This is a genomic window from Streptomyces sp. NPDC005566, assembly GCF_040605575.1.
Taxonomy (GTDB): domain Bacteria; phylum Actinomycetota; class Actinomycetes; order Streptomycetales; family Streptomycetaceae; genus Streptomyces.
Genome location: NZ_JBEXDB010000001.1, coordinates 418,262 through 443,889 on the forward strand (window position 1 = coordinate 418,262; position 25,628 = coordinate 443,889).

The 25,628-nt window shown below is 70.7% G+C and carries 26 protein-coding genes; 7 read left to right on the forward strand and 19 right to left on the reverse strand.

Annotation, left to right across the window (positions count from 1 at the left end):
- Positions 1-3 precede the first annotated feature (3 nt).
- The 3 genes from ABZS61_RS02035 (at position 4) to ABZS61_RS02045 (ending at position 2,184) form a co-directional block, all read left to right on the forward strand.
- On the forward strand, positions 4-780 hold the full coding sequence (locus ABZS61_RS02035; protein WP_356414682.1) for a metal ABC transporter ATP-binding protein: 777 nt from the start codon (positions 4-6) through the stop codon (positions 778-780).
- Positions 781-782: 2 nt separating this feature from the next.
- Entirely contained in the window at positions 783-1,676 is an 894-nt protein-coding gene (locus ABZS61_RS02040) for a metal ABC transporter permease (protein ID WP_356414685.1), read from the forward strand.
- Positions 1,677-1,749: 73 nt separating this feature from the next.
- Positions 1,750-2,184, forward strand: coding sequence for a transcriptional repressor (locus ABZS61_RS02045; protein ID WP_356414688.1), 435 nt, complete (start codon positions 1,750-1,752; stop codon positions 2,182-2,184).
- 38 nt (positions 2,185-2,222) lie between these two features.
- On the opposite strand, the gene ABZS61_RS02050 is transcribed toward ABZS61_RS02045, so the two are convergent.
- From ABZS61_RS02050 to leuA, 8 genes are all read right to left on the reverse strand, one after another.
- A complete protein-coding gene (locus tag ABZS61_RS02050) occupies positions 2,223-2,756 on the reverse strand; it encodes a hypothetical protein (protein WP_356414691.1) in 534 nt (177 codons plus the stop codon).
- A 41-nt stretch (positions 2,757-2,797) separates the two neighbouring features.
- Positions 2,798-3,628, reverse strand: coding sequence for an isoprenyl transferase (locus ABZS61_RS02055; RefSeq protein ID WP_329211247.1), 831 nt, complete (start codon positions 3,626-3,628; stop codon positions 2,798-2,800).
- 21 nt (positions 3,629-3,649) lie between these two features.
- A complete protein-coding gene (gene recO, locus ABZS61_RS02060; protein ID WP_356414695.1) occupies positions 3,650-4,396 on the reverse strand; it encodes a DNA repair protein RecO in 747 nt (248 codons plus the stop codon).
- Between the two features lie 43 nt (positions 4,397-4,439).
- Complete coding sequence (locus tag ABZS61_RS02065) at positions 4,440-5,114, reverse strand: response regulator transcription factor (RefSeq protein WP_356414699.1); 675 nt, start codon at positions 5,112-5,114, stop codon at positions 4,440-4,442.
- The gene (locus ABZS61_RS02070; protein ID WP_356414702.1) at positions 5,111-6,469 is read right to left on the reverse strand and encodes a histidine kinase; all 1,359 of its coding nucleotides are present in this window, start codon (positions 6,467-6,469) and stop codon (positions 5,111-5,113) included. The genes ABZS61_RS02065 and ABZS61_RS02070 overlap by 4 nt, the downstream gene beginning before the upstream one ends.
- A gap of 32 nt (positions 6,470-6,501) precedes the next feature.
- Positions 6,502-8,610 carry an MMPL family transporter gene (locus ABZS61_RS02075; protein ID WP_356414706.1) on the reverse strand — a complete coding sequence of 703 codons (2,109 nt, stop codon included), beginning with the start codon at positions 8,608-8,610 and terminating at the stop codon, positions 6,502-6,504.
- 174 nt (positions 8,611-8,784) lie between these two features.
- On the reverse strand, positions 8,785-9,489 hold the full coding sequence (locus ABZS61_RS02080; RefSeq protein WP_356414709.1) for a TerB family tellurite resistance protein: 705 nt from the start codon (positions 9,487-9,489) through the stop codon (positions 8,785-8,787).
- Positions 9,490-9,690: 201 nt separating this feature from the next.
- Entirely contained in the window at positions 9,691-11,508 is a 1,818-nt protein-coding gene (gene leuA, locus ABZS61_RS02085) for a 2-isopropylmalate synthase (RefSeq protein WP_356414711.1), read from the reverse strand.
- Positions 11,509-11,800: 292 nt separating this feature from the next.
- Between leuA and ABZS61_RS02090 the strand changes: the two genes are divergently transcribed.
- Positions 11,801-12,877 (forward strand): M4 family metallopeptidase, encoded by a 1,077-nt coding sequence (locus tag ABZS61_RS02090; RefSeq protein WP_356414714.1) that lies wholly within the window; start codon positions 11,801-11,803, stop codon positions 12,875-12,877.
- Between the two features lie 64 nt (positions 12,878-12,941).
- Positions 12,942-13,208, forward strand: coding sequence for a protealysin inhibitor emfourin (locus ABZS61_RS02095; protein WP_356414717.1), 267 nt, complete (start codon positions 12,942-12,944; stop codon positions 13,206-13,208).
- Between the two features lie 82 nt (positions 13,209-13,290).
- On the opposite strand, the gene era is transcribed toward ABZS61_RS02095, so the two are convergent.
- The 3 genes from era to ABZS61_RS02110 are packed head-to-tail and all read right to left on the reverse strand — an operon-like array spanning position 13,291 to position 15,628.
- Positions 13,291-14,265: a GTPase Era gene (era, locus tag ABZS61_RS02100; protein WP_356414719.1), complete on the reverse strand. Its 975-nt coding sequence runs from the start codon at positions 14,263-14,265 to the stop codon at positions 13,291-13,293.
- A gap of 51 nt (positions 14,266-14,316) precedes the next feature.
- The gene (locus ABZS61_RS02105) at positions 14,317-14,670 is read right to left on the reverse strand and encodes a cytidine deaminase (protein WP_329211230.1); all 354 of its coding nucleotides are present in this window, start codon (positions 14,668-14,670) and stop codon (positions 14,317-14,319) included.
- A gap of 49 nt (positions 14,671-14,719) precedes the next feature.
- Complete coding sequence (locus ABZS61_RS02110) at positions 14,720-15,628, reverse strand: helix-turn-helix transcriptional regulator (RefSeq protein ID WP_356414722.1); 909 nt, start codon at positions 15,626-15,628, stop codon at positions 14,720-14,722.
- 107 nt (positions 15,629-15,735) lie between these two features.
- Between ABZS61_RS02110 and ABZS61_RS02115 the strand changes: the two genes are divergently transcribed.
- Positions 15,736-17,151: an MFS transporter gene (locus ABZS61_RS02115; RefSeq protein WP_356414725.1), complete on the forward strand. Its 1,416-nt coding sequence runs from the start codon at positions 15,736-15,738 to the stop codon at positions 17,149-17,151.
- Positions 17,152-17,159: 8 nt separating this feature from the next.
- Here the strand turns inward: ABZS61_RS02115 and ABZS61_RS02120 are convergent, their stop codons facing one another.
- The 5 genes from ABZS61_RS02120 to ABZS61_RS02140 all read right to left on the reverse strand — a co-directional run bounded on the left by ABZS61_RS02120 (position 17,160) and on the right by ABZS61_RS02140 (position 21,550).
- On the reverse strand, positions 17,160-17,513 hold the full coding sequence (locus tag ABZS61_RS02120) for an MmcQ/YjbR family DNA-binding protein (RefSeq protein WP_356414728.1): 354 nt from the start codon (positions 17,511-17,513) through the stop codon (positions 17,160-17,162).
- Complete coding sequence (locus ABZS61_RS02125; protein ID WP_356414731.1) at positions 17,510-18,793, reverse strand: hemolysin family protein; 1,284 nt, start codon at positions 18,791-18,793, stop codon at positions 17,510-17,512. The genes ABZS61_RS02120 and ABZS61_RS02125 overlap by 4 nt, the downstream gene beginning before the upstream one ends.
- Positions 18,790-19,287 (reverse strand): rRNA maturation RNase YbeY, encoded by a 498-nt coding sequence (ybeY, locus tag ABZS61_RS02130; protein ID WP_329211222.1) that lies wholly within the window; start codon positions 19,285-19,287, stop codon positions 18,790-18,792. The genes ABZS61_RS02125 and ybeY overlap by 4 nt, the downstream gene beginning before the upstream one ends.
- A 12-nt stretch (positions 19,288-19,299) precedes the next feature.
- Positions 19,300-20,322: a PhoH family protein gene (locus ABZS61_RS02135; RefSeq protein WP_356414735.1), complete on the reverse strand. Its 1,023-nt coding sequence runs from the start codon at positions 20,320-20,322 to the stop codon at positions 19,300-19,302.
- 127 nt (positions 20,323-20,449) lie between these two features.
- Positions 20,450-21,550 (reverse strand): PfkB family carbohydrate kinase, encoded by a 1,101-nt coding sequence (locus tag ABZS61_RS02140; RefSeq protein WP_356414738.1) that lies wholly within the window; start codon positions 21,548-21,550, stop codon positions 20,450-20,452.
- 356 nt (positions 21,551-21,906) lie between these two features.
- Between ABZS61_RS02140 and ABZS61_RS02145 the strand changes: the two genes are divergently transcribed.
- Positions 21,907-23,265, forward strand: coding sequence for an MFS transporter (locus ABZS61_RS02145; RefSeq protein ID WP_356414741.1), 1,359 nt, complete (start codon positions 21,907-21,909; stop codon positions 23,263-23,265).
- Here the strand turns inward: ABZS61_RS02145 and ABZS61_RS02150 are convergent.
- From ABZS61_RS02150 to ABZS61_RS02160, 3 genes are read right to left on the reverse strand one after another with little or no spacing between them, the layout of a single operon-like run.
- Positions 23,229-24,221: an adenosine deaminase gene (locus ABZS61_RS02150; RefSeq protein ID WP_356414744.1), complete on the reverse strand. Its 993-nt coding sequence runs from the start codon at positions 24,219-24,221 to the stop codon at positions 23,229-23,231. The genes ABZS61_RS02145 and ABZS61_RS02150 overlap by 37 nt on opposite strands.
- Positions 24,222-24,231: 10 nt before the next feature.
- Positions 24,232-25,140 carry a ribonuclease Z gene (locus tag ABZS61_RS02155; protein WP_356414747.1) on the reverse strand — a complete coding sequence of 303 codons (909 nt, stop codon included), beginning with the start codon at positions 25,138-25,140 and terminating at the stop codon, positions 24,232-24,234.
- Positions 25,141-25,188: 48 nt separating this feature from the next.
- Complete coding sequence (locus ABZS61_RS02160; protein ID WP_356414750.1) at positions 25,189-25,548, reverse strand: histidine triad nucleotide-binding protein; 360 nt, start codon at positions 25,546-25,548, stop codon at positions 25,189-25,191.
- Between the last annotated feature and the right edge of the window lie 80 nt (positions 25,549-25,628).

Consider the following 25,628-nt stretch of genomic DNA (forward strand, 5'->3'; position numbering starts at 1 on the left):
CTCATGCCCGAGCCCAGCAAGCCCGAACCCGTGATCAGCATGCGCGGAGCCACGGCGACGCTCGGTGCGCGCCCCGTGCTGCGCGGCGTCGACCTCACCGTGCACCGCGGCGAGGTCGCCGCACTGCTCGGCGCCAACGGATCGGGCAAGTCCACGGCCGTGCGCTCCGTCATCGGCCAGGTCCCGCTCACCGGCGGCACCGTCGAACTGTTCGGCACCCCGCTGCGCCGCTTCCGCACATGGGCCCGCGTCGGCTACGTACCGCAGCGCACCACCGCGGCCGGCGGCGTCCCCGCCACGGTCCGCGAGGTCGTCTCCTCCGGGCGCCTCTCGCGTACGAAGCTGAGGCTGCCGGGCAAGGCGGACCGGGCGGCCGTCGACCGTGCCATCGAGCTCGTCGGACTCGCCGACCGGGCCAAGGACTCCGTGAACGCCCTGTCCGGCGGGCAGCACCAGCGGGTCCTGATCGCCCGCGCGCTGGCCTCCGAGCCGGAACTGCTGATCATGGACGAACCGATGGCCGGCGTCGACCTGGCCAGCCAGGAGATCCTCGCCGAGACGCTGCGCGAGCAGGTCGCCGCCGGTACGACGGTGCTGCTCGTCCTGCACGAGCTCGGCGCACTGGAACCGCTGATCGACCGGGCGATCGTGCTGCGCGACGGCTGCGTGACCCACGACGGACCGCCCCCCGAGGCCCTGGGCCAGCACGCCCTGCCCGGCCACGACCACGTACACCCCCACGCGGCCTCCGAGCCCGTCCGGACGGGACTGCTGACCTGATCATGGAATTCCTCACACCTCCCTTCATGCAGCGGGCCCTGATCGCGGCCGTCCTGGTCGGGATCACCGCCCCCGCCATCGGCATCTTCCTGGTCCAGCGCCGCCAGGCCCTGATGGGCGACGGCATCGGGCACATCGCGATGACCGGCGTCGGTCTCGGCTTCCTGCTCTCCACCAACCCCGTCTGGATGGCCACGCTCGTCGCCGTCGCGGGCTCGGTCGTCATGGAGCTGATCCGCTGGTACGGACGCACCCGGGGCGACATCGCCCTGGCCATGCTGTTCTACGGCGGCATGGCGGGCGGGGTGATGCTGATCAACCTCTCCGACACCGGCTCCAACGCCAATCTCACCTCGTTCCTCTTCGGCTCGCTGTCGACGGTGTCCGAGGAGGACGTCACCGCGATCGTCGTGCTGGCCGCCTTCGTGGTGCTGGTGACGGTGGGGCTGCGACGGCAGCTGTTCGCGGTCAGCCAGGACGAGGAGTTCGCCCGGGTCACCGGTCTTCCGGTGCGGGCCCTCAACCTGCTGGTCGCCGTGACGGCGGCGGTGACGGTCACCGTGGCGATGCGGGTCGTCGGTCTGCTGCTGGTCAGCGCGCTGATGGTGGTCCCGGTCGCGGCGGCGCAGCAGATCTCGAAGTCCTTCAAGGTGACGTTCGTCCTGGCCGTCGTCATCGGTACGGCCGTGACCCTGACCGGCACCGTGACCTCGTACTACCAGGACGTACCGCCCGGCGCGACGATCGTGCTGCTGGCCATCGCCGTGTTCATCGCGCTGACCGCACTCGCCGCACCACTGGCCCGAAGGCGCGCCCGTGGACGCGGCGCGGACGAGTCGGAGTGCACCCTTGAGGTACCGAAGGCCCGCACGGCCACGGACGACGTCCATGTCTGACGTGTCGACCGTGCCGCCGGTACGGGCTGGCACAATGGCCCGACATACGTACGGGCGACATGAGGAGGCACCTGTGGCCACGGCGCCGATCAGTGGCACGAACGCGGCCCCGGTACGCGGCCGGTCCACCAAGCAGCGGGCGGCGGTCGCCGCTGCGCTGGACGAGGTGGACGAGTTCCGCAGCGCCCAGGACCTGCACGACGTGCTCAAGCACCGGGGCGATTCGGTCGGGCTGACGACGGTCTACCGCACCCTGCAGTCCCTCGCCGACGCCGGCGAGGTCGACGTCCTGCGCACGACGGAGGGCGAGGCCGTCTACCGGCGCTGCTCGACGGGGGACCACCACCACCACCTGGTGTGCCGGATCTGCGGCAAGGCCGTGGAGGTCGAGGGACCTGCCGTGGAGCAGTGGGCCGAGACGATCGCCTCGCAGCACGGCTACGTGAACGTGGCGCACACGGTGGAGATCTTCGGGACCTGCGCGGAGTGCGCGTCACCCACCGAGTAGGGCGCCCGCCCCGGAGGTCCTCCGGGCCCCCGGAGGACTCAGACTCTCGTCAGATGGCGGTCGAGTATCCCGCGCAGCCGGTCGACCGCTGCCGGGCCGTCGGCCCCGCGTTTGGCGATCAGGGTCATCGCGGTGGCGTTGCGGTCGTCACTGAGCAGGACGAAGAGCTCGTCGGTCTCCAGGTACCGCGGCTGCGCCGCCCAGCCCACGGAACCACTGGAGTGGTCCATGGTCACGGTCAGGCCGTCCTCGTCCACCCGGACGCGGGACTCACCCTGCCGCTTGACGTAACCCCACACCTGACGGGCCATCAGCCACGGGGTCAGGAACATCAACGGGCCCGTGATGACCGGCAGCACGTACATCGGCAGCGGGAAGTCGACCCCGAGCCCCGCCTCCAGTGCCACCAGCACGGCCACCAGCACCAGCAGCAGCACTCCGAGCAGCCGGCTGCGCCTGCCCTCCGCACTGACCCTGCTGCGGGCCCGCAGCGCGCTCGTGCAGTCCCGGGCGGTCAGCCGGAATCTCAGCTCGACCGCCCCCCGCTCCACGACGTCCGGTTCCTGCGTCACGGCCCCTCCCCTGCTCGACGGGCCATGATCGTACAGACCGGTCAGACGGCCGGACCCTGCCCCGTCGCCGCTTCCTCCTCCGCGCCGCCGAAACGGCGGTCGCGCCGGGCGAACTCCAGGCAGGCGCGCCACAGGTCCCGGCGGTCGAAGTCCGGCCACAGGACGTCCTGGAAGACCATCTCGGCGTACGCGCTCTGCCAGATCAGGTAGTTGGACGTGCGCTGCTCGCCGCTGGGACGTACGAAGAGGTCGACGTCCGGCATGTCCGGGTAGTAGATGTACTTCGCGAACGTCTTCTCGTTGACCTTCGACGGGTCGAGCTTCCCCGCCGCGACGTCCTGCGCGATGCGCTGCGCGGCGTCGGCGATCTCGGCCCGGCCACCGTAGTTGACGCAGAAGTACAGCGTCATTTTGTCGTTGTCCTTCGTCTGCTCCTGGGCGACCTGGAGCTCCTGGACGACGGACTTCCACAGCTTCGGCATGCGGCCGACCCAGCGGATCCGGATGCCCAGCTCGTCCATCTCGTCGCGCCGGCGGCGGATGACGTCGCGGTTGAAGTTCATCAGGAACTTCACCTCGTCCGGCGAGCGCTTCCAGTTCTCGGTGGAGAAGGCGTACAGCGAGAGGTTCTTGACACCCATCTCGATGCAGCCCTTGAGGACGTCCATGACGACGCCCTCGCCGACCTTGTGGCCCTCGGTGCGCGGGAGGCCCCGCTCCTTGGCCCAGCGGCCGTTGCCGTCCATCACGACCGCGACGTGCTTGGGGACCAGCTCGCCGGGGATCTTCGGCGGGGTGGCGCCGGAGGGGTGCGGCTCGGGGGTCTTGTACTCGCGCCGGCTACGACCACCGAGAATCCCGCGTACTGCCATGAGCTCTCTCGTCTCCCTGTGTCATTTCTCTACGTACCGCAGCGAGCGCAGCCCGCGCTCCAGATGCCAGTGCAGATAGGCGGACACCAGTCCGCTGCCCTCCCTGACATGACGCGCCTCGGACGCGTCCGCCGTCTCCCAGTCACCGGTGAGCAGTGCGCTCAGCAGCTCAAGGGCCTCCGCTGAGGGTACGACGCTGCCGGGTACCCGGCAGTCGCCGCATATGACGCCGCCCGCCGCGACGGAGAAGAACCGGTTCGGACCGGGCATTCCGCACTTGGCGCAGTCGTCGAAGCTGGGGGCGTAGCCGTTGACGGCGAGGGAACGCAGCAGGAACGCGTCGAGGATGAGGTTCGGCGCGTGCTCGGCGCGCGAGAGGGTGCGCAGCCCGCCCACCAGCAGCAGGTACTGCTGGACCGCGGGCTCGCCCTCGTGGTCGGTGAAGCGCTCGGCGGTCTCCAGCATCGCGGTGCCCGCGGTGTAGCGGCCGTAGTCGGAGACGATGCCGCCGCCGTACGGGGCGATCGTCTCGCCCTGGGTGCACAGCGGAAGACCGCGGCCGACGAGTTCGCTGCCGCGTGCGAAGAACTGCACGTCCACGTGGGAGAAGGGTTCGAGCCGCGCCCCGAACTTGGACTTGGTGCGCCGCACCCCGCGCGCGACGGCGCGCACCCGGCCGTGGCCGCGGGTCAGGATCGTGATGATCCGGTCGGCCTCGCCCAGCTTCTGCGTACGCAGCACGACGCCGTCGTCCCGGAACAAGCTCATGCGCCCATTGTCGCCCACCGGGACGACGGTCCGTCGGCGGTCCTCATTCCTGGTGGCTCGCGGGTACGACGAGGCCGGACTCGTAGGCGATGATCACGAGTTGCGCCCGGTCCCGGGCGCCCAGCCTGCCCATGATCCTGCTCACATGTGTCTTCGCGGTGAGCGGGCTGAGCCCCAGGGTCTCGGCGATCTCCGTGTTGTTCAGCCCGCGTGCGACGAGGCCGAGAACCTGGCGCTCGCGGTCCGAGAGACGGTCCGGGCCTCCGGTCACCGCGGTGTCGGGCGCGCGGGGAGCGCTGAGCACCCGGGCGATGAGCCGCGCGGTCGGGCCCGGGGAGAGCAGGGCCTCGCCGGCGGCCACCGTCCTGATGGCGGCGAGGAGCTCGGCGGGCCGGGTGTCCTTGACCAGGAAGCCGGACGCGCCCGCACGCAGCGCCTCCACGACGTGGTCGTCGGTGTCGTACGTCGTCAGCACGAGGACCTTGACCCCGGCGAGGTCCTCGTCGGCGGCGATGCGGCGGGTGGCCTCGATGCCGTCGAGCTCGGGCATGCGGATGTCCATGACGACGAGGTCGGCCCGCGCCGAGCGGGCCTTCTCGACCGCTTCGAGGCCGGTGCCGGCCTCGGCGACGACGGTCATGCCGGGGTCGGACCCGACGAGCATCGCGAAGGCGGCCCTGACGAGGGTCTGGTCGTCGGCGAGCAGGACCCGGATCATCGCGCGGTCTCCCCTGCGTCCGCGGTGACGGTGGCACGCTCGCCTGCGTCTGCGGTGACGGTGGCACGCTCGCCTGCGTCTGCGGTGACGGTGGCACGCTCGCCGTCGTGCGGTCCGGGCGACGAGCCGTCCCGCGGTCCGGGCAGCGGCAGCACCGCCGCGACTTCGAAGCCGCCCCCGGCAAGGGGTCCCACGGCCAGTGTGCCGCCCGAACTGCGTGCGCGTTCCCGCATCCCCACGATGCCGAATCCGGGCCCGGCGCCGCCCGTACCGGGGCTTTCCCGCCCCGCGCCGTCGTCGGTGACCGTGACCCGCAGGGCCGGACTGCCGGGGTCGGGTTCCACGACGACCCTGATCCGTACCCCCGGCCCCGCGTGCCGTACGGCGTTCGTCAGCGACTCCTGCACGATCCGGTACGTGGCGGCGCCGGTCGCCGGTGCGATCCCCTCCGCCGGATCCCGTACGGAGAGCTCCACCGTCGCTCCTGCCGCCTCGGCAGCCCGTACGAGACCGGGCAGGGCGACCAGGCCGGGCAGCGGCCCGTCGCTCTCGTGGGAGGCCGCGCGCAGGACCTGGAGGGTGGTGCGCAGTTCCGCACGGGCCTCCCGGCAGGTCCCCGCGATGTCGTCGAGGGCCCGCGCGACGGCTTCGCGGTCCAGGCGCTCCGGGTCGACGGTCAGGATGTGCGAGGCCACGGAGGTCTGCACCCCGATGACGGTGATGCTGTGGGCCAGGAGGTCGTGCAGGTCGCGTGCGATCCGCAGCCGCTCCTCGGCGACTCTGCGCCGGGCCTCCTCCTCCCTGGTGCGCTCGGCCCGCTCCGCGCGCTCCACGACGGAGGCGACGTACCGGCGGTAGAACCGCACGTCCACACCGAAGAACAGCACGGCGATGATCCAGCCGGAGATCCGCAGCAGTTCGAGCCCCTGGTGGGCGTCGATGGCCGATACGACCGAGACCATCGCGCCGATCACGACGCCGCCGGTGAGGAGGGTGCGCAGGGGACGGCCGGTCACCGCCACGGTGTAGAGCGCGATGAGGGTCTGCGGCATCGGTGCCGTGTGCGCGTAGTCCATCCCGTGGTAGGCCATGAGGACCGGGATCATCGCGAGCAGGACGACGACGGGGCTGCTGCGGCGCCACACCAGGGGCACGACACCGGCCAGGAGCAGGACCCAACCGACCGCGTCGGGGGCCCTTCCGTCGTCGGTGAAGAGACCGAGCACGACGGACAGCACACCGGCGCCCCCCGCGATGAGGGCGTCGGTGCGCAGCTTGTGCGGCGCGTCCATGGGGTCGCGGTTGACGACGGCCAGGACGCGCTCGCCACGGCGTGTGGTTCGGGTTGCGGACACGCTGCCATCCTCGGTCAGTTGCGTGGTTCCCGTCAGCGGGTCGCCGTGAGTTCCGGTGTGCGGGGGCGGTCCGCGGTCGGCCTGCGGCCGAGTGCGCCCGGCCACCACACCCGGTGTCCCAGAGCCACACTCGCCGCGGTCACCAGGTAGGTGCGTACGAGGAACGTGTCCAGGAGCACACCGACCGCGATGACGAAGCCCATCTCGACCAGGGCCGTCATCGGCATGCTCGTGAGCACGCCGAAGGTTGCCGCGAGCACCAGCCCCGCCGAGGCGATGACCCCGCCGGTCGTGCGCAGGGCGGTGAGCGCGGCTGCGGTCGGTTCGGCTCCGGAGAGACATTCCTCCCGCATCCGGTGCAGGAGGAAGATCCCGTAGTCGACGCCGAGCGCCACCAGGAAGACGAAGGACAGCAGGGGAAGTCCGGGGTCGGTGCCCTGGAGGCCGAGGAGCGGCTCGAAGACGAGTCCCGCGATGCCGAGCGAGGCTCCCCAGACCGCGACGACGGCGGCGATGAGCAGCAGCGGGGCGACGAGGCTCCGGAGCAGCACGACCAGGATGAGCAGGACGGAGAGGATGACGAGCGGCACGACGATCTTCAGGTCGCGGGCGCTGGTCTTCTCCAGGTCCATCTGCTGTGCGCTGGGCCCGCCCACGTGGCTGCCGTCCAGACCGCCGCGCAGGGCCTTGATGGTGGCCTGCTCCCCCGCCGATTCGGGCGGGTCCTGGGCCGTGACGGACAGATCCGTCCAGCCGCCGCCGCTGCGGCCGCGCTCGGCCGACGCGACGCCTTCGGTCGTACGGGCTTCCGCAAGGGTTGCGTCCGCCCGGCCGGTGGGGGTGATGACGGTGATCGGCTGGGTGGAGAACTCGGGATAGGCGGTGGAGAGGGTCTCCATCGCGGTGATCGACTCGGGCCTGCTGGTGAAGGAGTCCTCCTGTTTGAGGTCGCCCGGCATGCTGAACACACCGAGCGCGAGTGCGCCGAGCAGTACTCCTCCGGAGACGAGCACGGCGACCGGCCTGCGTCCGGCGGAGCTGCCCATGGCGGCGAAGACCGACCGGCGCTTCCTGGGGGTGCTGCCGTACGCGGGAACGAGCGGCCAGAAGACGCGGCGGCCCAGGAGCACGAGGAGCGCCGGCAGCAGGGTCATCATGGCGAAGAGGGCGCACAGCACCCCGACGGCCGCGATGGGTCCCATGCCCCGGCTGCTGTTGAGGTCTGCGGCGAGGAGGCACAGCAGGCCGGCCGCGACGGTGCCCGAGGAGGCGACGACAGCGGGCCCGCAGCCGCGCACAGCGGCGGCCATGGCGTCGCGGGGCCGTGCCCAGCGGCCCAGTTCCTCGCGGTAGCGGGCCACGAGCAGCAGGGCGTAGTCGGTTCCCGCGCCGAAGACCAGGATGTTCATGACACCCGAGCTCTGGCCGCTGACGGTGACGCCGAAGCCCTGGTTGAGCCCGTACACCACTGCCATCGACAGGAAGTCGGCGAGCCCGGCGACGACCAGGGGCACCAGCCAGAGGAACGGGCTGCGGTAGATCAGGATCAGCAGGATCGCGACGACGGCGACGGTCGTGTAGAGCAGCGGACCGCCCAGGGACGTGTAGACCTCCTGGGCGTCGGTGAGCAACGCCCCGGGGCCGCCGACCTCGACGCTCAGCCCGCCGCTCCCCTCGGCGACCCCGCGCACCTCGCCGACGAACGCGGCCCTGGCTTCCTCGTCCTGGCCGGGCTCGGTTGAGGAGACCGGGAACATCAGGGTCGAACCGTCCTTGGACCCGATGCCCCGGGGGGTGCCGGAGAGTGTGTGGCTCCGCGCGATCTCGGAGGTCTGTTCACCGGCCGCGGCCCGGTCGGCCGGAGTCAGTCCGCCGTCCCGGTGGTAGACGAGGACGAGGTCGGTCGATTCGCCGCCGGGCAGCGTGTCCTGGATCTTCGCGACCTGGGTGGAGTCCGCACCCGCCGGCAGATAGTCGACGGCGCGGTCACGCTGTACGTCCCCGAGCTTGCCGGCGAACGGCCCCACGACGGCGATCAGCGCGACCCAGAGGGCGACGATCAGCCAGGGCAGCGCCTGTCGCAGCCGTGATCTCGGCTCCGGCTGTGGTCGCGCGCCGCTCATTTCCGTTTCGGCCCCCATGACGTGGGCCCTCCCCTCCTGGACGGTGTCGGTCCAGTCCAGACTCCCGTCCGGGGAAAGCCGATTCGTCGCACGCGGGAGGGACATCGCCTCTACTGCCGGGGGTGACACACGGCCCCCGGTACTCCCTGGGGAGTACCGGGGGCCGTGAGGGCGTACGCGCGGCTCCGGGGCCTACGAAGGCGTGCGCGCGGCTGCCGCGAGCAGTTCGGCGGTGTCGCCGGGGCAGAGCTGGAGCGCGCCGCCCACCGTCGTCAGCACCTCGCGTTCGGCCGGGCTGTACGGGCCGTCGGCGAGCGCGATCCTGGCGCCCTGCAACAGGACCGTCTCGCGTCCGGCCACCGCCAGATGCGGGGCGAGCGGCTTCAGCACCTCGTGCAGTTCGATGGCGAGGGCGGCGCCGCAGGCCTCGGCCGCGGGGCCGGTGCTGTCGCCGTGCCCCGCGTCCGCCGCGAGCACCTCGACGATGGTGAAGAGCTGTTCCTGGGTGCAGTCGTCGAGTCCGGCGTCGCGGACGGTGGCCGCCGCGGCCTCCAGGACCGTACGGGAGGTGGTTCCGCCCGCGGCGAGCACGGCGAGCGTGACGGTGTGCACGGCTTCGCGGAGCATGGCGGAGAACCGGGTGGTGGTGGGGTGTTCGAGGGTGTCGGTCGGGAAGTGGGCCCGGCAGGCGGCGCATTCGATCACGGGGCCGGTGCCGCCGCGCCGCAGCAGCGGCAGGCCGAGCACGGTGAAGCGGTTGCGTCCGGTCAGACGCCGGTAGTTGCGGTCGCCTCCGCAGCCGGGGCAGAAGAACTCGCCGTCGCCCGTGGTGTCCCATGCGGTGCGGATGCCGCAGATACGCAGTCTTATGGCGCGTTGTCCTTTGGCTGACCGCACGTCGCACACCTCCGAAACGCTCCGGCAACATTGCCGCATTGGACGTGATGTTAGCCACATGCGTGATGTGGCGTCAGTATCCCGGATGTCACAACACCCGGAGATGGCCGAACCCCGCCCACCCTCGGCGGGTGGGCGGGGCTCCTGAACCGGATGGATCCGCGACTTCTCGGACGTATCTCCGAAGGGTCGGCGGAGCCGTCAGCGCGTCGCGCGGTTGACCGCGGAGACGACCGCCTTGAGCGAGGCGCGCGTGGTGTTGGCGTCGATACCGATGCCCCACAGCACCTTGCCGTCGATCGCGCACTCGATGTAGGAGGCCGCCTGGGCGCTCGCGCCCTCGCTCATCGTGTGCTCGGTGTAGTCCAGCAGACGCGCGTCGATGCCGATGGCCTGCAGCGCTTCGAAGAACGCGGAGATCGGACCGTTGCCCGTGCCGGTCAGCACGGTGTCCGAACCGTCGACGGTCGCCTGGACGGTGAGCGTGTCCTTGCCGTCCGTGTCGGTCGTCGTCTGGCCGGAGCGGATCTGTACGCGGCCCCACGCGTTGTCCGGGTTGGGCAGGTACTCGTCCTGGAACGTCGACCAGATCTGGTTCGGTGTGACCTCGCCGCCCTCGGCGTCGGTCTTGGCCTGAATGATCCGGGAGAACTCGATCTGCATCCGGCGCGGCAGGTCCAGCTTGTGGTCGTTCTTCAGGACGTAGGCGATTCCGCCCTTCCCGGACTGCGAGTTGACCCGGATGACGGCCTCGTACGAGCGGCCGACGTCCTTCGGGTCGATCGGCAGGTACGGCACGGCCCACTCGAGGTCGTCGACGGTCACTCCCTTGCCCCGGGCGGCCGCTTCGGCCTCCATGGCGTCGAAGCCCTTCTTGATGGCGTCCTGGTGGGAGCCGGAGAAGGCGGTGTAGACCAGGTCGCCCGCGTAGGGGTGGCGCGGGTGGACCTCCATCTGGTTGCAGTACTCGGACGTGCGGCGGATCTCGTCGATCTGCGAGAAGTCGATCTGCGGGTCGACACCCTGGGAGAACAGGTTCATGCCCAGCGTGACCAGGTCGACGTTCCCGGTGCGCTCGCCCTGGCCGAACAGGCAGCCCTCGATGCGGTCGGCGCCCGCCATGATCGCCAGTTCGGCGGCGGCGACGGCGGTGCCGCGGTCGTTGTGCGGGTGGACCGACAGGCAGACGTGCTCGCGGCGGCTCAGGTTCCGGGACATCCACTCGAACCGGTCCGCGTGCGTGGACGGCGTCGAACGCTCCACGGTGGCGGGCAGGTTCAGGATGATCTCGCGGCCCTCCTCCGGCTGCCAGACGTCACAGACGGCTTCGCAGACCTCCAGGGCGAAGTCCAGCTCGGTGTCGGTGAAGATCTCCGGGCTGTACTGGTAGCCGAAGATCGTCTCGTCGCCCAGGATCTTGTCCGCGTACTCCATGACCAGCCGGGTGCCGTCCACGGCGATCTGCTTGACCTGCTCCTTCGAACCGCGGAAGACCACGCGGCGGAAGGTGGGCGCGGTGGCGTTGTACAGGTGGACGGTGGCGCGGCGGGCGCCGACCAGCGACTCGACGGTCCGCTCGATCAGTTCCTCGCGGGCCTGCGTCAGGACGGAGATCGTCACGTCCTCGGGGATCGCGCCCTCTTCGATGATGGAGCGCACGAACGCGAAGTCGGTCTCGCCGGAGGACGGGAAGCCGACCTCGATCTCCTTGTAGCCCATGCGGACGAGCAGGTCGAACATCTCGCGCTTGCGGGCCGGGGACATCGGGTCGATCAGTGCCTGGTTGCCGTCGCGCAGATCGGTGGACAGCCAGCGGGGCGCCCGGGTGATGCGGTTGTCCGGCCACGTACGGTCGGAGATGTCCACCGCCTCGTACCCGCGGTACTTGTGAACGGGCATCCCGGACGGCTTCTGGAGCTGCGTCGCGTTGGTGACCGGAGTGGGCCCGTTGACGGGGGCGGCCGCGTCGTCGGCGTTCACGGACACAGCGGCGTTCGCAGCGGGATTTACGGCAGTCATGGCGTAGGGCTCCTAGGAGGTCCAGCAGGGGCGGCCGACTGTGTCGCTGCAACAGCGAACTCCGCGGGGAGGGAGCCGGCCTACGACTACAGGCCCTCGCCGCGGCAGCTAAGAAGGAGCAGCCCGAAACGCATGATGCGGCAAGACTAACCGAGAGGCGCCTGATGCGTGGGTCCGTATCAGTATGCGGGATCGGATCACCGTGTGGGCAAAACGGTGACTCATCACTCCATTTCGTCAATCACCATCGCAACCAGTGACAGTGCGATCACGGAATGCCACAGTCATTTGCATGCAGCCTCGACCGAACGACGGGTTCCACCCCGTCTTCTGCACCATCGTGCCGCCCCATGTCCTCGACAAGCTCTCCCAGGCCGACGACCCGCGCCTGGCCGACCCTGCCCGCCGCACCCTGGAGGCCGACGGGGCCCGGCGCGACCGCCGCCGGACGACCGCGCTGGCCTACTCACCCGAGGTTCCGAGCACCTCGGCCCCGGTCCCCTCCAAGCCCCACCGGACCCTGTACGACTGCCGCCACGGCACGGACCTGCCGGGTCACAAGGTCCGTGACGAGGGCGACGAAGCCACCCAGGACGCCAGCGTCAACCGTGCGTACGCGGGACTCGGCGCCACCTTCGAGCTCCTGCTCACGGCGTACGGCCGCAGTTCGATCGACGGCAAGGGGCTGCCCCTGATCGGCTCCGTGCACTACGACGAGAAGTACAACAACGCGTTCTTCGACGGCGAGCAGATGGTCTTCGGCGATGGGGACGGCGAGATCTTCCTCGACTTCACGGTCGCCATCGACGTGATCGCCCACGAGCTGGCGCACGGTCTGACCCAGTACACGGCCAACCTGGAGTACCAGGGCCAGTCGGGCGCGCTCAACGAATCGGTGTCGGACGTGTTCGGCTCCCTGGTCAAGCAGTACTCGCTCGGCCAGAGCGCCGAACAGGGTGACTGGCTCATCGGCGCGGGCCTGCTCGCGCCCCGTGTCAGCGGGGTCGCGCTGCGCTCGATGAAGGCTCCGGGCACGGCGTACGACGACGATGTCCTCGGTAAGGACCCGCAGCCCGCGTCGATGGACGACTACATCGAGACGGACGAGGACAACGGCGGGGTGCATCTCAACTCCGGCATCCCGAACCGCGCGTTCTACCTGCTGGCCACCGCGCTCGGCGGCAACGCGTGGGAACGGGCCGGCCAGATCTGGTTCGACGTACTGACCGGGGGCGTTCTCGCCCAGGACGCGGAGTTCGCGGACTTCGCCCGGCTGACGGTCGCCGCGGCACGGAGCCGCTTCGGGGAGGGCGACGAGGCGGAGGCGGTGCTCAAGGCGTGGTCGGAGGTCGGCGTGCCGACCAGATGAGCGGGTAGGAGCCGGCAGGTACGAGCGGGGCCGTCCGGGCGGATCAGACAGGAGCCGGTGCGCAATGCGGATTCAGGTGAGCCGGACCGGCGGGTTCGCCGGCATCGCACGCCGGGGCGAGGTCGACACCTCGGGGCGGCCCGACGCAGCGGAGTGGGAGACCCTCGCCGAGGCCGCACTCGCCGCGGGCCGGGACGGTCCGCCCGCGGGCGTGCCGGACGGCTTCCGCTACCGGATCACGGTCGGCGACCGGACCGTCCACTGCGCGGACCCCCGCCTGACCGAGGAGCAGCGCACGCTGATCGCGCGGATCCTCCAGGAGGGCGCGTAGCCGGGCGGCCAGGAGGGTGCGCAGGCCGGCGCGGCCAGGAGGGCGCCCTTCCGGGCGGCCCGCCCGCCCGCGCCGGTGCCGCTCAGAAACCCAGCTTGCGCAGCTGCTTGGGATCCCGCTGCCAGTCCTTGGCGACCTTCACATGCAGGTCCAGGAAGACCGGCGTGCCCAGCAGTGCCTCGATGTGCTTGCGCGACTTCGTGCCGACGTCCTTCAGCCGCTGCCCCTTGGGGCCGATGATGATGCCCTTCTGGCTGGGGCGCTCGATGTAGACGTTCGCGTGGATGTCGAGCAGCGGCTTGTCCGCGGGGCGGTCCTCGCGGGGCAGCATCTCCTCGACGACGACCGCGATGGAGTGCGGCAGCTCGTCCCGGACGCCTTCGAGCGCGGCCTCCCGGATCAGCTCCGCGACCATGACCATCTCGGGCTCGTCGGTGAGGTCGCCCTCCGGGTAGAGCGGGGGGCTCTCGGGGAGCAGCGGGGCGATCAGGTCGGCCAGCAGGCCGACCTGCTGGTCCTTGACCGCGGAGACCGGGATGATCTCCGCCCACTCGAAGCCGAGCTCCTCCCCGACGCGGGAGACGGCCAGGAGCTGCTCGGCGAGCGCCTTGGAGTCGACCAGGTCGGTCTTGGTGATGATCGCGATCTTCGGGGTCTTCTTGATCCCGGCGAGTTCCTTGATGATGAACTTGTCGCCGGGGCCGAGCTTCTGGTCGGCGGGCAGACAGAAGCCGATGACGTCGACCTCGGCCCAGGTGGTCCGTACGACGTCGTTCAGCCGCTCCCCGAGCAGTGTGCGCGGCTTGTGGAGACCCGGCGTGTCCACCAGGATCAGCTGCGCGTCGGCACGGTGCACGATGCCTCGCACCGTGTGCCGGGTGGTCTGGGGGCGGTTGGACGTGATCGCCACCTTCTGACCGACCAGAGCGTTTGTGAGGGTGGACTTGCCCGCGTTGGGGCGGCCCACGAAGCAGGCGAAGCCGGCCCGGTGGGGGGCGTTGTTCTCAGCCTGCTGCGCAGCAGCTTCTGTGTTCGGTCGAGCGCTCATGGCGCCCATTCTCCCCGATCCCGGCGGCGGCGTTGCACAGCAGGGCGCATCCGTCCCTGTTCAGCCCGCGGCGACGGTGGTCCGCAGCGTGCCGTCCGGCCCGGCGAGCAGCACGGGCGTGTCGGGTCCGCCCAGGTCACGGACGGCGGCCCGGTCCTCGGCCGAGGGGGCCTCGGCCTGGGAGACGACCGCGGCGGCCTCCAGGGAGGTCGCCCCGCCGGCCACTGCCATCGCGACGGCGGTCTGCAGCGCGCTGAGCTTCAGCGAGTCCAGGGCGACGGTGCCCGCGGCGTACGTACGTCCCGTCTCGTCCCGTACCGCGGCGCCCTCCGGCACTCCGTTGCGGGCGCGGACGCTGCGGGCCAGCGTGACGATCTTGCGGTCCTCGGGTCCGAGGTCGGTGCTGTCGGTCATGTGCTGAGCATACGAAGCGGGAGGGGACCCGCCCCGCAACGGGGTCCGGTCATCCGGGCACGGGGTACATCGAGCCTCGCCGTCCCTCGGGCGAGGCCAGCCACTGGAGCTTGGCCTCCGTACCCGAGTCGGGCAGCGGGGTGTGCAGCACGATCACCAGGTCCGGGCGGGCCGGGACCCGCAGCTGGGTGGACTCCACACTGAGTGTGCCGACGAGCGGATGCTGCAGCTCCTTGCGGACCTGGCCGCCGGGGGCGACGTCGCGCTGGTCCCAGAGCGCGGCGAACTCGGTGCTGAGCCTCCTCGCCTCGGCGACGACGGCACGGAACCCCTCGTCCTCGGGGTGGTCCGAGCAGGCGGCCCGGAACTGCGCGACGACCTGGGACGCGATCATCTCCCACTGCGTCGACCTGGCCCGGTACACCGGGTCGGTGAAGAAGGCGATCATGCAGTTCTGCACGATGCCGGGACGCATGCCGAGCACCGCCGACGCCGCGTCGTTGTAGAGCACGGTGTTCCAGTACCGGTCCATGATGTGGGCCGGGAAGGGCATCCAGGCGTCGATGAGCCGGGTGAGGCCCGCGCACATGTCGCGGTCGGCCGGATCGACCTCGGGCGCGGGCGGGTTGAGGCCTGCCAGGACGTAGAGGTGGCGTCGTTCCGCGCTGTTGAGCCGCAGCACCCGGGCCACGGAGTCCAGGACCTGGGGCGACACGGTGATGTCGCGGCCCTGCTCCAGCCACTGGTACCAGGAGACGCCGACGCCCGCGAGGACGGCGACCTCCTCGCGGCGCAGCCCCGGGGTACGTCTGCGGGCCCCGCCGTCCGGAAGTCCGGCCTCGGCCGGGGTGACCCTGGCCCTGCGGCTCATGAGGAACTCCCGCAGTTCGGCGAGGCGGTGCGCCTTGTCGTCGGCGATACCGCGGGCCGTGGTGCTTTTCCGGGCCGGTGAGGCCACGTACTCCCCCTGGTGTCCGTGTCCGTGCGCGCGCCTGCCTGGTGGTGCGGCCAACAGGATAAGTTCCCGCTCCCCACGGATATTCCTGCGGATCCAGGCTGTCGCACATGGCGATCGAAACCCCAACCACCGCACCCGTCGGCACCGCTGACCCCGTGAACCCCGCACCGGCCCGGCTCTCGGGCCGGGCCCGTCTCGTGCTCTTCGTGCTGTGCGCCGCCCAGTTCATGGTGGCGCTCGACTTCTCCGTACTGAATGTGGCGCTGCCCGTCCTCGGCAGGGATCTGGGGCTCAGCACGTCGGGGCTCCAGTGGGCCGTCACGGCGTTCGCCCTGCCGTCCGGGGGCTTCCTGCTGCTCTTCGGCCGGATCGCCGATCTCTACGGCAGGCGCAGGCTGTTCCTCACCGGCCTCACCCTGTTCGGGGCGTCCTCCCTGCTGGCGACGCTGGCTTGGGACCCCGCGTCCTTCCTCGCGGGACGGGCGCTGCAAGGGCTCGGCGCGGCCGTGATCGTGCCGACCGGGATGTCGCTGCTGACGACGACGTTCCCGGAGGGTCCTCTGCGGGACCGGGCCCTGGGCATCAGCGGCACACTGCTCTCGCTGGGCTTCACCGTCGGCATGGTGGCGGGCGGTGTGCTCACCGACACGCTCGGCTGGCGCTCCACGATGGGGCTCCTGGCCCTCGCCTCGGTGATCGTGCTCGTCCTGGCACCGAAGGTGCTCGCCGAGTCGCGTACGCCGGACCGGCCGAAGCTGGACGTGCCGGGTGCCGTGACAGTCACCGGCGGTCTGCTCGCGCTGATCTACTCGCTGTCGACGGCCGCCCAGCGCGGCTTCGGCGATGCGGACGTCCTCGTCACCCTCGTCGTGGGGGTGGCTCTCCTGGCGGCCTTCGGGATCGTCGAGTCCCGTTCGGCGGCCCCCCTGGTCTCCCTTCCCATGCTGCGCCGCCGCACGGTGGCGTTCGGCAACCTGGGTGGTCTGGCGACCTTCTCGATGATGAGCACCGTCGTCTTCGTCCTGACCCTGTACCTCCAGGAGGTGCTGGGGCTCTCCGCCTTCGGGACGGGGCTGGTCTTCGGCGTGCAGGGCATCGCCTCGGTGGCGGCGGGGATGTGCGCGTCGAGGGTCATCGGCCGCTTCGGCGCCCGCCCGACCCTGGTCGTGTCCCTGCTCGGCCAGGGCCTGTTCATCGGGGCGCTGCTCGGTCTCGGCGAGGACTCGGGTGTCCTGCTCGCGACGGTGGCCGTCTCGCTGGCCAGCATGTTCCACCTGGGAGCGATCATCTCGTACGGGGTGACGGTGACGTCCGGTGTCCCGGACGGGGAGCAGGGCCTGGCGACCGGTCTGGTCACCACGACCCAGCAGGTGGGCATCACGGTCGGCATCCCGCTGCTGGGCGTGCTCGCCACGACGCAGGGCACGCTGTTCGACGGCGTGCGGCTGGTGGTGGCTGCCGCCGCGGTGATCCTGGTGGCGGCGGGTGTGGCGGCGGGCGCGGGTCTGCGGCGGGCGGGCTGAGCGCCGCCCTACGGCCGGTCCAGCTTCAGGCGTTCCGCCTTGGGGAGACCGGCCACCACCAGGTCGTAACTGTCCTCGATCAGCTCCCGGACCGTCCGGCCCGGGAGCCCGGAGACCGTGACCGTGTTCCAGTGCCGCTTGTTCATGTGCCAGCCGGGCACGATCGCGGTGTGCTTCTCCCGGAGGCGTACGGCGTCGTCCGGGTCGCACTTGAGGTTGACCGTCAGCGGCCGGGCGTCCAGCGCGCTGAGGGCGAACACCTTCCCGAGGACCTTGAAGACCGAGGTCTCGGGGCCGAAGGGAAACTCCTCGGCACTCGCGTTGAACTCCAGGCAGAACGCCCGCAACTCCTGGGGAGTCATTCCGATTCCGTTCCCTCCGGTTCCACCAGCACGGTGACGATCTTGTTCCGGCGGCCGGCAGGGGACTCCGCGGTGAGCCGGAGCCTGCGGCCGTCGGGGAGGTCGACCAGCGAGGAGGCCCCGGCGATGGGAACCCGTCCGAGCGCCTTCGCCAGCAGACCGCCGACGGTCTCCACGTCCTCGTCGTCGAACGCGTCGAGGCCGAACAGGTCCCCGAGGTCGCCGATGTCGAGCCGGGCGGTCACCCGGAAGCAGCCGTTCTCCAGCTCCTGGACCGGCGGGAGTTCACGGTCGTACTCGTCGGTGATCTCGCCGACGATCTCCTCGAGGATGTCCTCGATGGTGACGATGCCCGCCGTGCCGCCGTACTCGTCGATGACGACCGCGACGTGGCTGCGGTCCTGCTGCATCTCGCGCAGCAGGTCACCGGCGTTCTTCGTGTCGGGTACGAACGCGGCGGGGCGCATCGCCGTGGAGACCAGGTCGGACTCCGCTTCCCGGTTGACGTGCGTCTTGCGGACCAGGTCCTTGAGGTAGACGACGCCGACGATGTCGTCCTCGTTCTCGCCGGTGACCGGGATCCGCGAGAAGCCGGAGCGCAGGGCGAGCGTCAGCGCCTGGCGGACCGTCTTGTAGCGCTCTATGCAGACCAGGTCGGTGCGGGGCACCATCACCTCGCGTACGAGGGTGTCGCCCAGCTCGAAGACCGAGTGCACCATGCGGCGTTCCTCGTCCTCGATGAGCGACTCCTGCTCGGCCAGGTCGACCATGGCGCGCAGTTCGGCCTCACTGGCGAAGGGGCCCTTGCGGAAGCCCTTGCCCGGGGTCAGCGCGTTGCCGATGAGGATCAGCAGCTGCGGGACCGGGCCCATGATCCTGGCCAGCGGCAGCAGGACGTACGCCGCCGCCGTGGCCGTGTTCAGCGGGTGCTGGCGGCCGATGGTGCGCGGCGAGACCCCGATGGCGACGTAACTGACGAGGACCATCACGCCCATGGCGACGGCCAGCGCCTCCCAGGTCTCCGGGAACTCGCTCAGGCAGGCGTACGTGACGAGTACGCCTGCCGACATCTCGCAGGCGACCCGCACGAGCAGCGCCACGTTGAGGTAGCGGGTGGGGTCGGCGGCGACCTGCGACAGCTTGTCGCTGCCGCGCCGGCCGGCCCGGACGGCGCCCGCTGCGCGGAAGCTCGACGTCCGGGCGATCCCGGCCTCGGCGCAGGCCGCCAGCCAGCCGACGACGAGCAGCAGGACGACGCCCGTGACGAGAGGGACGCTCACGAGACGGTGGGGGCGGGCGACGGCCCGGTCAGCCCGCGCTCACCGCGCCAGCCGTCGACGATCGCCGCCTGCAGGCCGAACATCTCGGCCTTCTCGTTCGGCTCCTCGTGGTCGTAACCGAGGAGGTGCAGCACTCCGTGGACGGTGAGGAGCTGCAGTTCCTCGTCCATGGAGTGCCCGGTGTCCGCCTCTTCGCCCTGCTTCTTCGCGACCTCGGGGCAGAGCACGATGTCACCGAGGAGCCCCTGCGGGGGCTCCTCGTCGTCCTTGGCCGGCGGACGGAGCTCGTCCATCGGGAAGGACATGACATCCGTCGGTCCCGGGAGGTCCATCCACTGGATATGGAGCTGCTCCATGGCCGCGGTGTCGACCACGATCACCGAGAGTTCGGACAGCGGGTGGATCCGCATCCGGGCGAGCGCGTAGCGGGCGATGTCGAGGATCGCCTGCTCGTCGACCTCGGTTCCGGACTCGTTGTTGACGTCGATCGACATGGTGCGGTGCGACTACTTCCCGTTGCGGCCGTCTCGGCCCTCTGCGTTGTCGTACTTCTCGTACGCGTCGACGATACGGCCGACCAGCTTGTGCCGGACGACATCCTGGGACGTGAGCCGGGAGAAGTGCACGTCCGGGACACCTTCCAGGATCTCCTGCACCTGGCGCAGACCGCTCTTCGTCCCGGTCGGGAGGTCGACCTGGGTGACGTCACCGGTGACGACGATCTTCGAGTCGAAGCCGAGCCGGGTCAGGAACATCTTCATCTGCTCGGCGCTGGTGTTCTGCGCCTCGTCCAGGATGATGAAAGCATCGTTCAACGTCCGGCCGCGCATGTACGCCAGTGGCGCCACCTCGATCGTGCCCGCCGCCATCAGCCGCGGGATCGAGTCGGGGTCGAGCATGTCGTGCAGCGCGTCGTACAGCGGGCGCAGATACGGGTCGATCTTGTCGAACAGCGTGCCGGGCAGGAAGCCGAGCCGCTCCCCCGCCTCGACGGCCGGCCTGGTCAGGATGATCCGGCTGACCTGCTTGGACTGCAGGGCCTGGACCGCCTTGGCCATCGCGAGATAGGTCTTGCCGGTGCCTGCCGGGCCGATACCGAAAACGATGGTGTGCTTGTCGATGGCGTCGACGTAGCGCTTCTGGTTGAGCGTCTTGGGGCGGATCGTGCGGCCACGGCTGGAGAGGATGTTCTGGGTGAGCACCTCGGCGGGGGTCTCCACGCCGTCCCCGTTGCCGTTCCCGCTCGCCCTGAGCATGGCGATCGAGCGTTCCACAGCGTCCTCCGTCATCGGCAGTCCGGTGCGGAGCACCAGCACCATCTCGTCGAACAGGCGCTGGATCAGGGCGACGTCCGCCGCGCTTCCAGTCGCGCTTATCTCATTGCCCCGGACATGGATGTCGGCAGCCGGGAACGCCGTTTCGATCACGCGCAGCAGCGAGTCACCCGATCCCAGGAGCATCACCATGGGGTGTGCGGCCGGAATCCTGATCTGGGCACGCGCCTGCGGCTGTGTAGGTGACTGAGTCATGGGCCGGCCCTCGGGCCTGCACATACCTCCCGTTGCAGGGCAGTCGCTGCTCGACTGCCTCTGGAGTACCAGCGTACGACTCCGTACTGACAACACCGAGAGGTTTTACCGCGCGATCATCGGGCCTTCACTGCCGGAAGCCGATGGTCGGGACGGCCCGGCGCAGCGGCCACGCCCGGCTGGCGGCGGGCAGCAGCTCCTGGAGGAACGCGTACCGCTCCAGGGCCGCCGGGTCCTGGTCGGCGCAGGCGCGCACCTGCTGCCACCATGCGGCGATCTCCGCCCAGCCGGGTGCGGACAGTGATCCGCCGAACTCCTGCACCGAGAGGGCGGCGGTCAGTCCGGCGAAGGCGAGGCGGTCGGCGAGCGGCCAGCCGGCCAGGGTGCCGGTGACGAACCCGGCGACGAACACATCGCCCGCCCCGGTGGGGTCCAATGCCTCCACCTCGATGGCGGGCACCTCCGCTGCGGTGCCGGTCGCCCGGTCCACCGCGTACGCGCCTTCCGCACCCAGGGTGACCACGGCGAGGGGTACCCGCTCGGTCAGGGCGTGTGCGGCGGCGCGCGGGCAGTCGGTGCGGGTGTAGCGCATGGCCTCCTCGGCGTTGGGCAGGAAGGCCAGGCAGTGCCGCAGGTCGGGGAGGGCGTCCAGGTCCCAGCGGCCGGTCTCGTCCCAGCCGACGTCGGCGAAGACCAGAGCGCCGCTACGGGCCGCCCCGGCCACCCACGGCTCGCTGCGGCCGGGGGTGAGCGAGGCGATGGCCGCGCGGGCGCGGGGCGGGCAGTGCGGGAACGTCCGGCCGGGTACGGGGGTGTCGGGGGCCGGCGCCTCGTGGCCGTGGGAGACCATCGTGCGCTCGCCCTCGTACGCCATGGAGACGGTGACCGGTGAGTGCCAGCCGGGTACCGTGCGCGACATCGCCAGGTCGATGTGTTCACCCTGTTCGAGGGCGTCCCAGCAGTACTCCCCGTAGTGGTCGTCGCCGAACGCGGCGGCCAGCGAGGTGCGCAGTCCGAGTCTGGCGAGCGCGGTGGCCATGTTGGCGACGCCGCCGGGGCTGGAGCCCATCCCCCTGGCCCAGGACTCGGTGCCGCGCACCGGTGCGCTGTCCAGGCCGGTGAAGATGATGTCCAGGAAGACCGTGCCCGTCAGGAAGACGTCGCAGGGCGGGTCCTGCGGGGCGCGCAGCCCGAGCAGCGGGTCGATGCCTGTATTTGCTGTGCTCACCGTGCGCTCCCCGGCCGTGGCAGATCTGGACAGTGCGAGATCCGGCCAGTTTGCCCGATCCGCTCCCCCCGTCCGGGAGTCCGCGCCGTCTCGCATTCACCGACCCTGACCTGCATAAACATGCGCTAGTACCCGGTCATTTAGTGAATAAACTCGAAAGTGACCTACATCACATCGTGACGGCTTTCCGTCCGCTGTGCGTGCTTGATACAAATTGGCCCGCGAGCACCGTTCACGACAGTTGGCGACGAGTCTCGCATCTCCCGCTTTTCCTTGCTTTACCCTCCCCTGCGCACTCCCCGCATTGCCCTCCCCTGCCTTCTTCTGCCTCTTCTGGCATGTCTTCAGGAACGCCCATGTCCTCGCGCCCTCGCGCCGCGTGGCCCCTGGTCGCCGTGTTCACCGCCGGTTACCTCGCCGCCTATCTGCTCCCCACCATCGTCGGCCGCCTCAGCGCCTATCTGGGGCTGAGCTCCGCCCAGGCCGGACTGGTCGGCAGCGCCCTCCTCCTGAGCTCGGCCTCCGCCGGTTTCACCCTCGCGGGTCGCGTCGACAGATACGGGGCACGGAGACCGGCGCGCATCGGGCTCGTGCTGGCCGCGCTGGGCTACGGCTGCGCGGCTCTGACGGGCTCCGTGCCGCTGGTGGTCGCGGGCGTCGTCGTCGGCGGCTTCGGATCCGGCGCGGCGACCGCGGTCGCGGCGTCCGGAATCGCCGCCCAGCACGATCCGCACCGGACCTCGTCCCTGGGGCTGCTCAGTGTCTCGGCGACAGCCGGGGCGCTCTACCTGACGATCCCTCACCTCGGCGGCGGGCACCGGCTCCCCTTCGCCGCGATCGCCCTCGTCGCGCTCCTCGTCTGGCCCGCCACATCCAGGCTGGGCGGCTCCGTCCCCGCGGCCGGCGGCGCTCCGGTCTCCGGCAGGCTGCCGCACCGGCGGTCGGGGCTGGTGCTCGCGGGCGGAATGCTCGTCTGGTCCATGGCGCAGAACGCGCTGTGGGGCGTGAGCAGCCGGATCGGTGTCGTCCAGGTCGGACTCTCGGAGGTGACCGTCGGCGCGGTGTTCGCCGCCGCGCTGGGGGCCGGGCTGCTCGGTGTCATGGGTGCCGGGATGCTGGGTGCCCGGCTCGGCCGCGCCGTGCCGATCGGCCTCGGGACGATGATCATCGCTGTGAGCATCGTGCTCAGCTCGTCGGCGGAGGACCTCGGGTCCTTCGCGACCGGCGAGATCCTTTGGAACACCTTCTACCCGGTGGTCCTGTCGTATCTGATCGGTCTGGCCGCCTCGCTCGATGTGCGCGGCCGCTGGGCGGTCCTCGCCGGCTCGGCGTCGTCCGTCGGTGTGGCCTGCGGGCCCGTCCTCGGCAGTGTGCTGTCCGAGCAGGCCGGCTACGCGGCGATGGGCCTCGTCCTGGGGGCGGCCACGCTGCTGGTCGCGGCCCCCGTCACCGCTGTCGCCCTGCACACCGGCGGGCGCCCGCTGGTGCCGGGTTCGGTCCGGCGCAGGGGCGGTGCCCCGGCCGCGCTCCTCGCCGCGACGACCGGAAGCCTGTCCGGCGCGGTGCCGAAGCTGGGCGCCCCGGAGCAGGCCGTCACGGAGATCAGCGTTCCCGCGCTGCGCCGGAGGCGGCTGGTCAGGAGCGCGTTCCGGACGGCCGGCCCCGCGGGCGGGTCCGGTCAGTCGAACGCGTACGCCTCGACCTCGCAGAGGTAGCGCGCCCTGCGCTCCTCGTCGTGGTCGAGGAAGGCCGCCTCGAAGGAGTTGCGGGCCAGGGTGCGCAGCTGCTCGCGGTCCAGGCCGAGCGCCTCGTGGACGGCGTGGAAGGTGTCTCCGACGTATCCGCCGAAGTAGGCGGGGTCGTCGGAGTTCACCGTGCAGAGCAGCCCGGCGGACATCATGGCCGGCAGCGGGTGCTCCTCCAGGGTGTCGACGGCGCGCAGCCTGACGTTGGACAGCGGGCAGAGCGTGAGCGGAATCCGCTCGGAGACCAGCCGGTCCACCAGCTCCGGGTCCTCCATGCAGCGCAGCCCGTGGTCGATGCGCTCGACGCCCAGGACGTCCAGGGCCTCGCGGATGTACTCCGGCGGGCCCTCCTCCCCGGCGTGGGCGACCTTGCGCAGGCCGAGGGCCGTGGCCGCCGCGTACACCTCGCGGAACTTCGCGGGCGGGTGGCCGGCCTCCGCGGAGTCGAGTCCGACGGCGGTGATGCGGTGGAGGTACGGCTTCGCGGCCTCCAGCGTCTCCAGAGCCGATTCGGCGGTCAGGTCGCGCAGGAAGCACATGATCAGCTGGGTGGAGACGCCGTGCGTCTCCTCGCTGCGCTCCAGCGCCCTGCCGAGCCCTTCGATGACGGTGCCGATCGGGACACCCCGGCCGGTGTGGGCCTGCGGGTCGAAGAAGATCTCCGCGTGGCGGACACCCTGGGCGGCGGCGCGGGCGAGGTAGGCGTCGGCCAGTTCGGCGAAGTCGTCCTCGGTGCGCAGTACCGCCATGAGCGCGTAGTAGAGGTCGAGGAAGCTCTGCAGGTCCTCGAAGAGGTAGGCGGTGCGCAGCTCTTCGGTGTCCGCGAAGGGCAGGTCCACCCCGTTGCGTGCGGCGAGGGCGAAGGCCAGCTCGGGTTCGAGGGTCCCTTCGATGTGGAGGTGGAGTTCGGCTTTGGGGAGGGGCACGGTGCTCTCGTTACTGGTGGCGGGTGGGTACGGGGACCCTGATCAGGTCCTGGGCGATGGTCAGTTCACCTTCGAAGCCGGCTGCCCTGGCCTGGTGCTCGAAGGCCTCGGAGTCGTTGTAGCGCTGCGAGAAGTGCGTCAGCACGAGGTGCCGCACGCCTGCTTCCTTCGCCGCCCGGCCGGCCTGTCCGGCGGTGAGGTGGCCGTGGTCGGCGGCGAGGCGGCTGTCCGCGTCGAGGAAGGTCGACTCGATGACCAGCATGTCGCAGCCTTCCGCGAGGGCGTGCACGCCCTCGCAGAGTCTCGTGTCCATGATGAACGCGAACCGCTGACCGCGCCGCTGCTCGGAGACCTCGTCGAGCGGGATGCCGCGCAGGACGCCGTCGCGCTGGATCCGTCCGACGTCCGGCCCTTCGATGCCGTGCTCGGCGAGCTTCCCGGGCAGCATGCGCCGCCGGTCGGGTTCGGTCAGGCGGTAGCCGTAGGACTCGACCGGGTGGGAGAGCCGGTGGCTGTCCAGCGTGTACGCGTCCGTGGTGGCGAGGACGCCGTCGGCGGCGACCGGTACCTCGGTGAGCTCGACGGACTGGCGGTAGGCGGTCGCGTACCGCAGCCGGTCGAAGAAGTGCTGTCCGCTCGCCGGGAAGTGGGCGGTGACGGGGTGCGGGACCTGGTCCAGGTTGATCCGCTGGATCACCCCGGCCAGGCCCAGCGAGTGGTCGCCGTGGAAGTGCGTGACGCAGATCCGGTTGATGTCGTGCGCGGCGACGCCCGCCCGCAGCATCTGGCGCTGGGTGCCCTCGCCCGGGTCGAAGAGGATGCCCTCGCCGTCCCAGCGCAGCAGGTAGCCGTTGTGGTTGCGGTGACGCGTCGGGACCTGGCTTGCGGTGCCGAGGACCACGAGCTCTCGTACGGACACGGTGTGCGGCTCCTAGCGCCTCTCGTTCGGATCGTGCGACGAAAGACCCTAGCCGGGCGGCCACTGCATCCCGCGTCCGCCCAGGACGTGGGCGTGCGCGTGGAAGACGGTCTGTCCCGCACCGGCACCCGTGTTGAGGACGATGCGGTAACCGGTCTCAGTGATCCTCTCGTCAGCGGCGACCAGCCCGGCCTCGCGCAGCACGTCCGCGGCGATCCCCGGCTCGGCCGCGGCGAGGGCGGCGGCGTCCGGGTAGTGCGCCTTCGGGATGACGAGAACGTGTGTGGGGGCCTGGGGGTTTATGTCGCGGAAGGCGACGGTCGTTTCGCTCTCGCGGATGATGGTCGCCGGGATGTCCCCCGTAACGATCTTGCAGAACAGGCAGTCGGTCTGCGGCTCTCCCGCCATGGCCCGGCCTCCTCGGTCGCTTGGTGATCGTGATCGGTACACCGGCATGCTATCCGTCCGGACCTTCCGGGCGGCCGGAC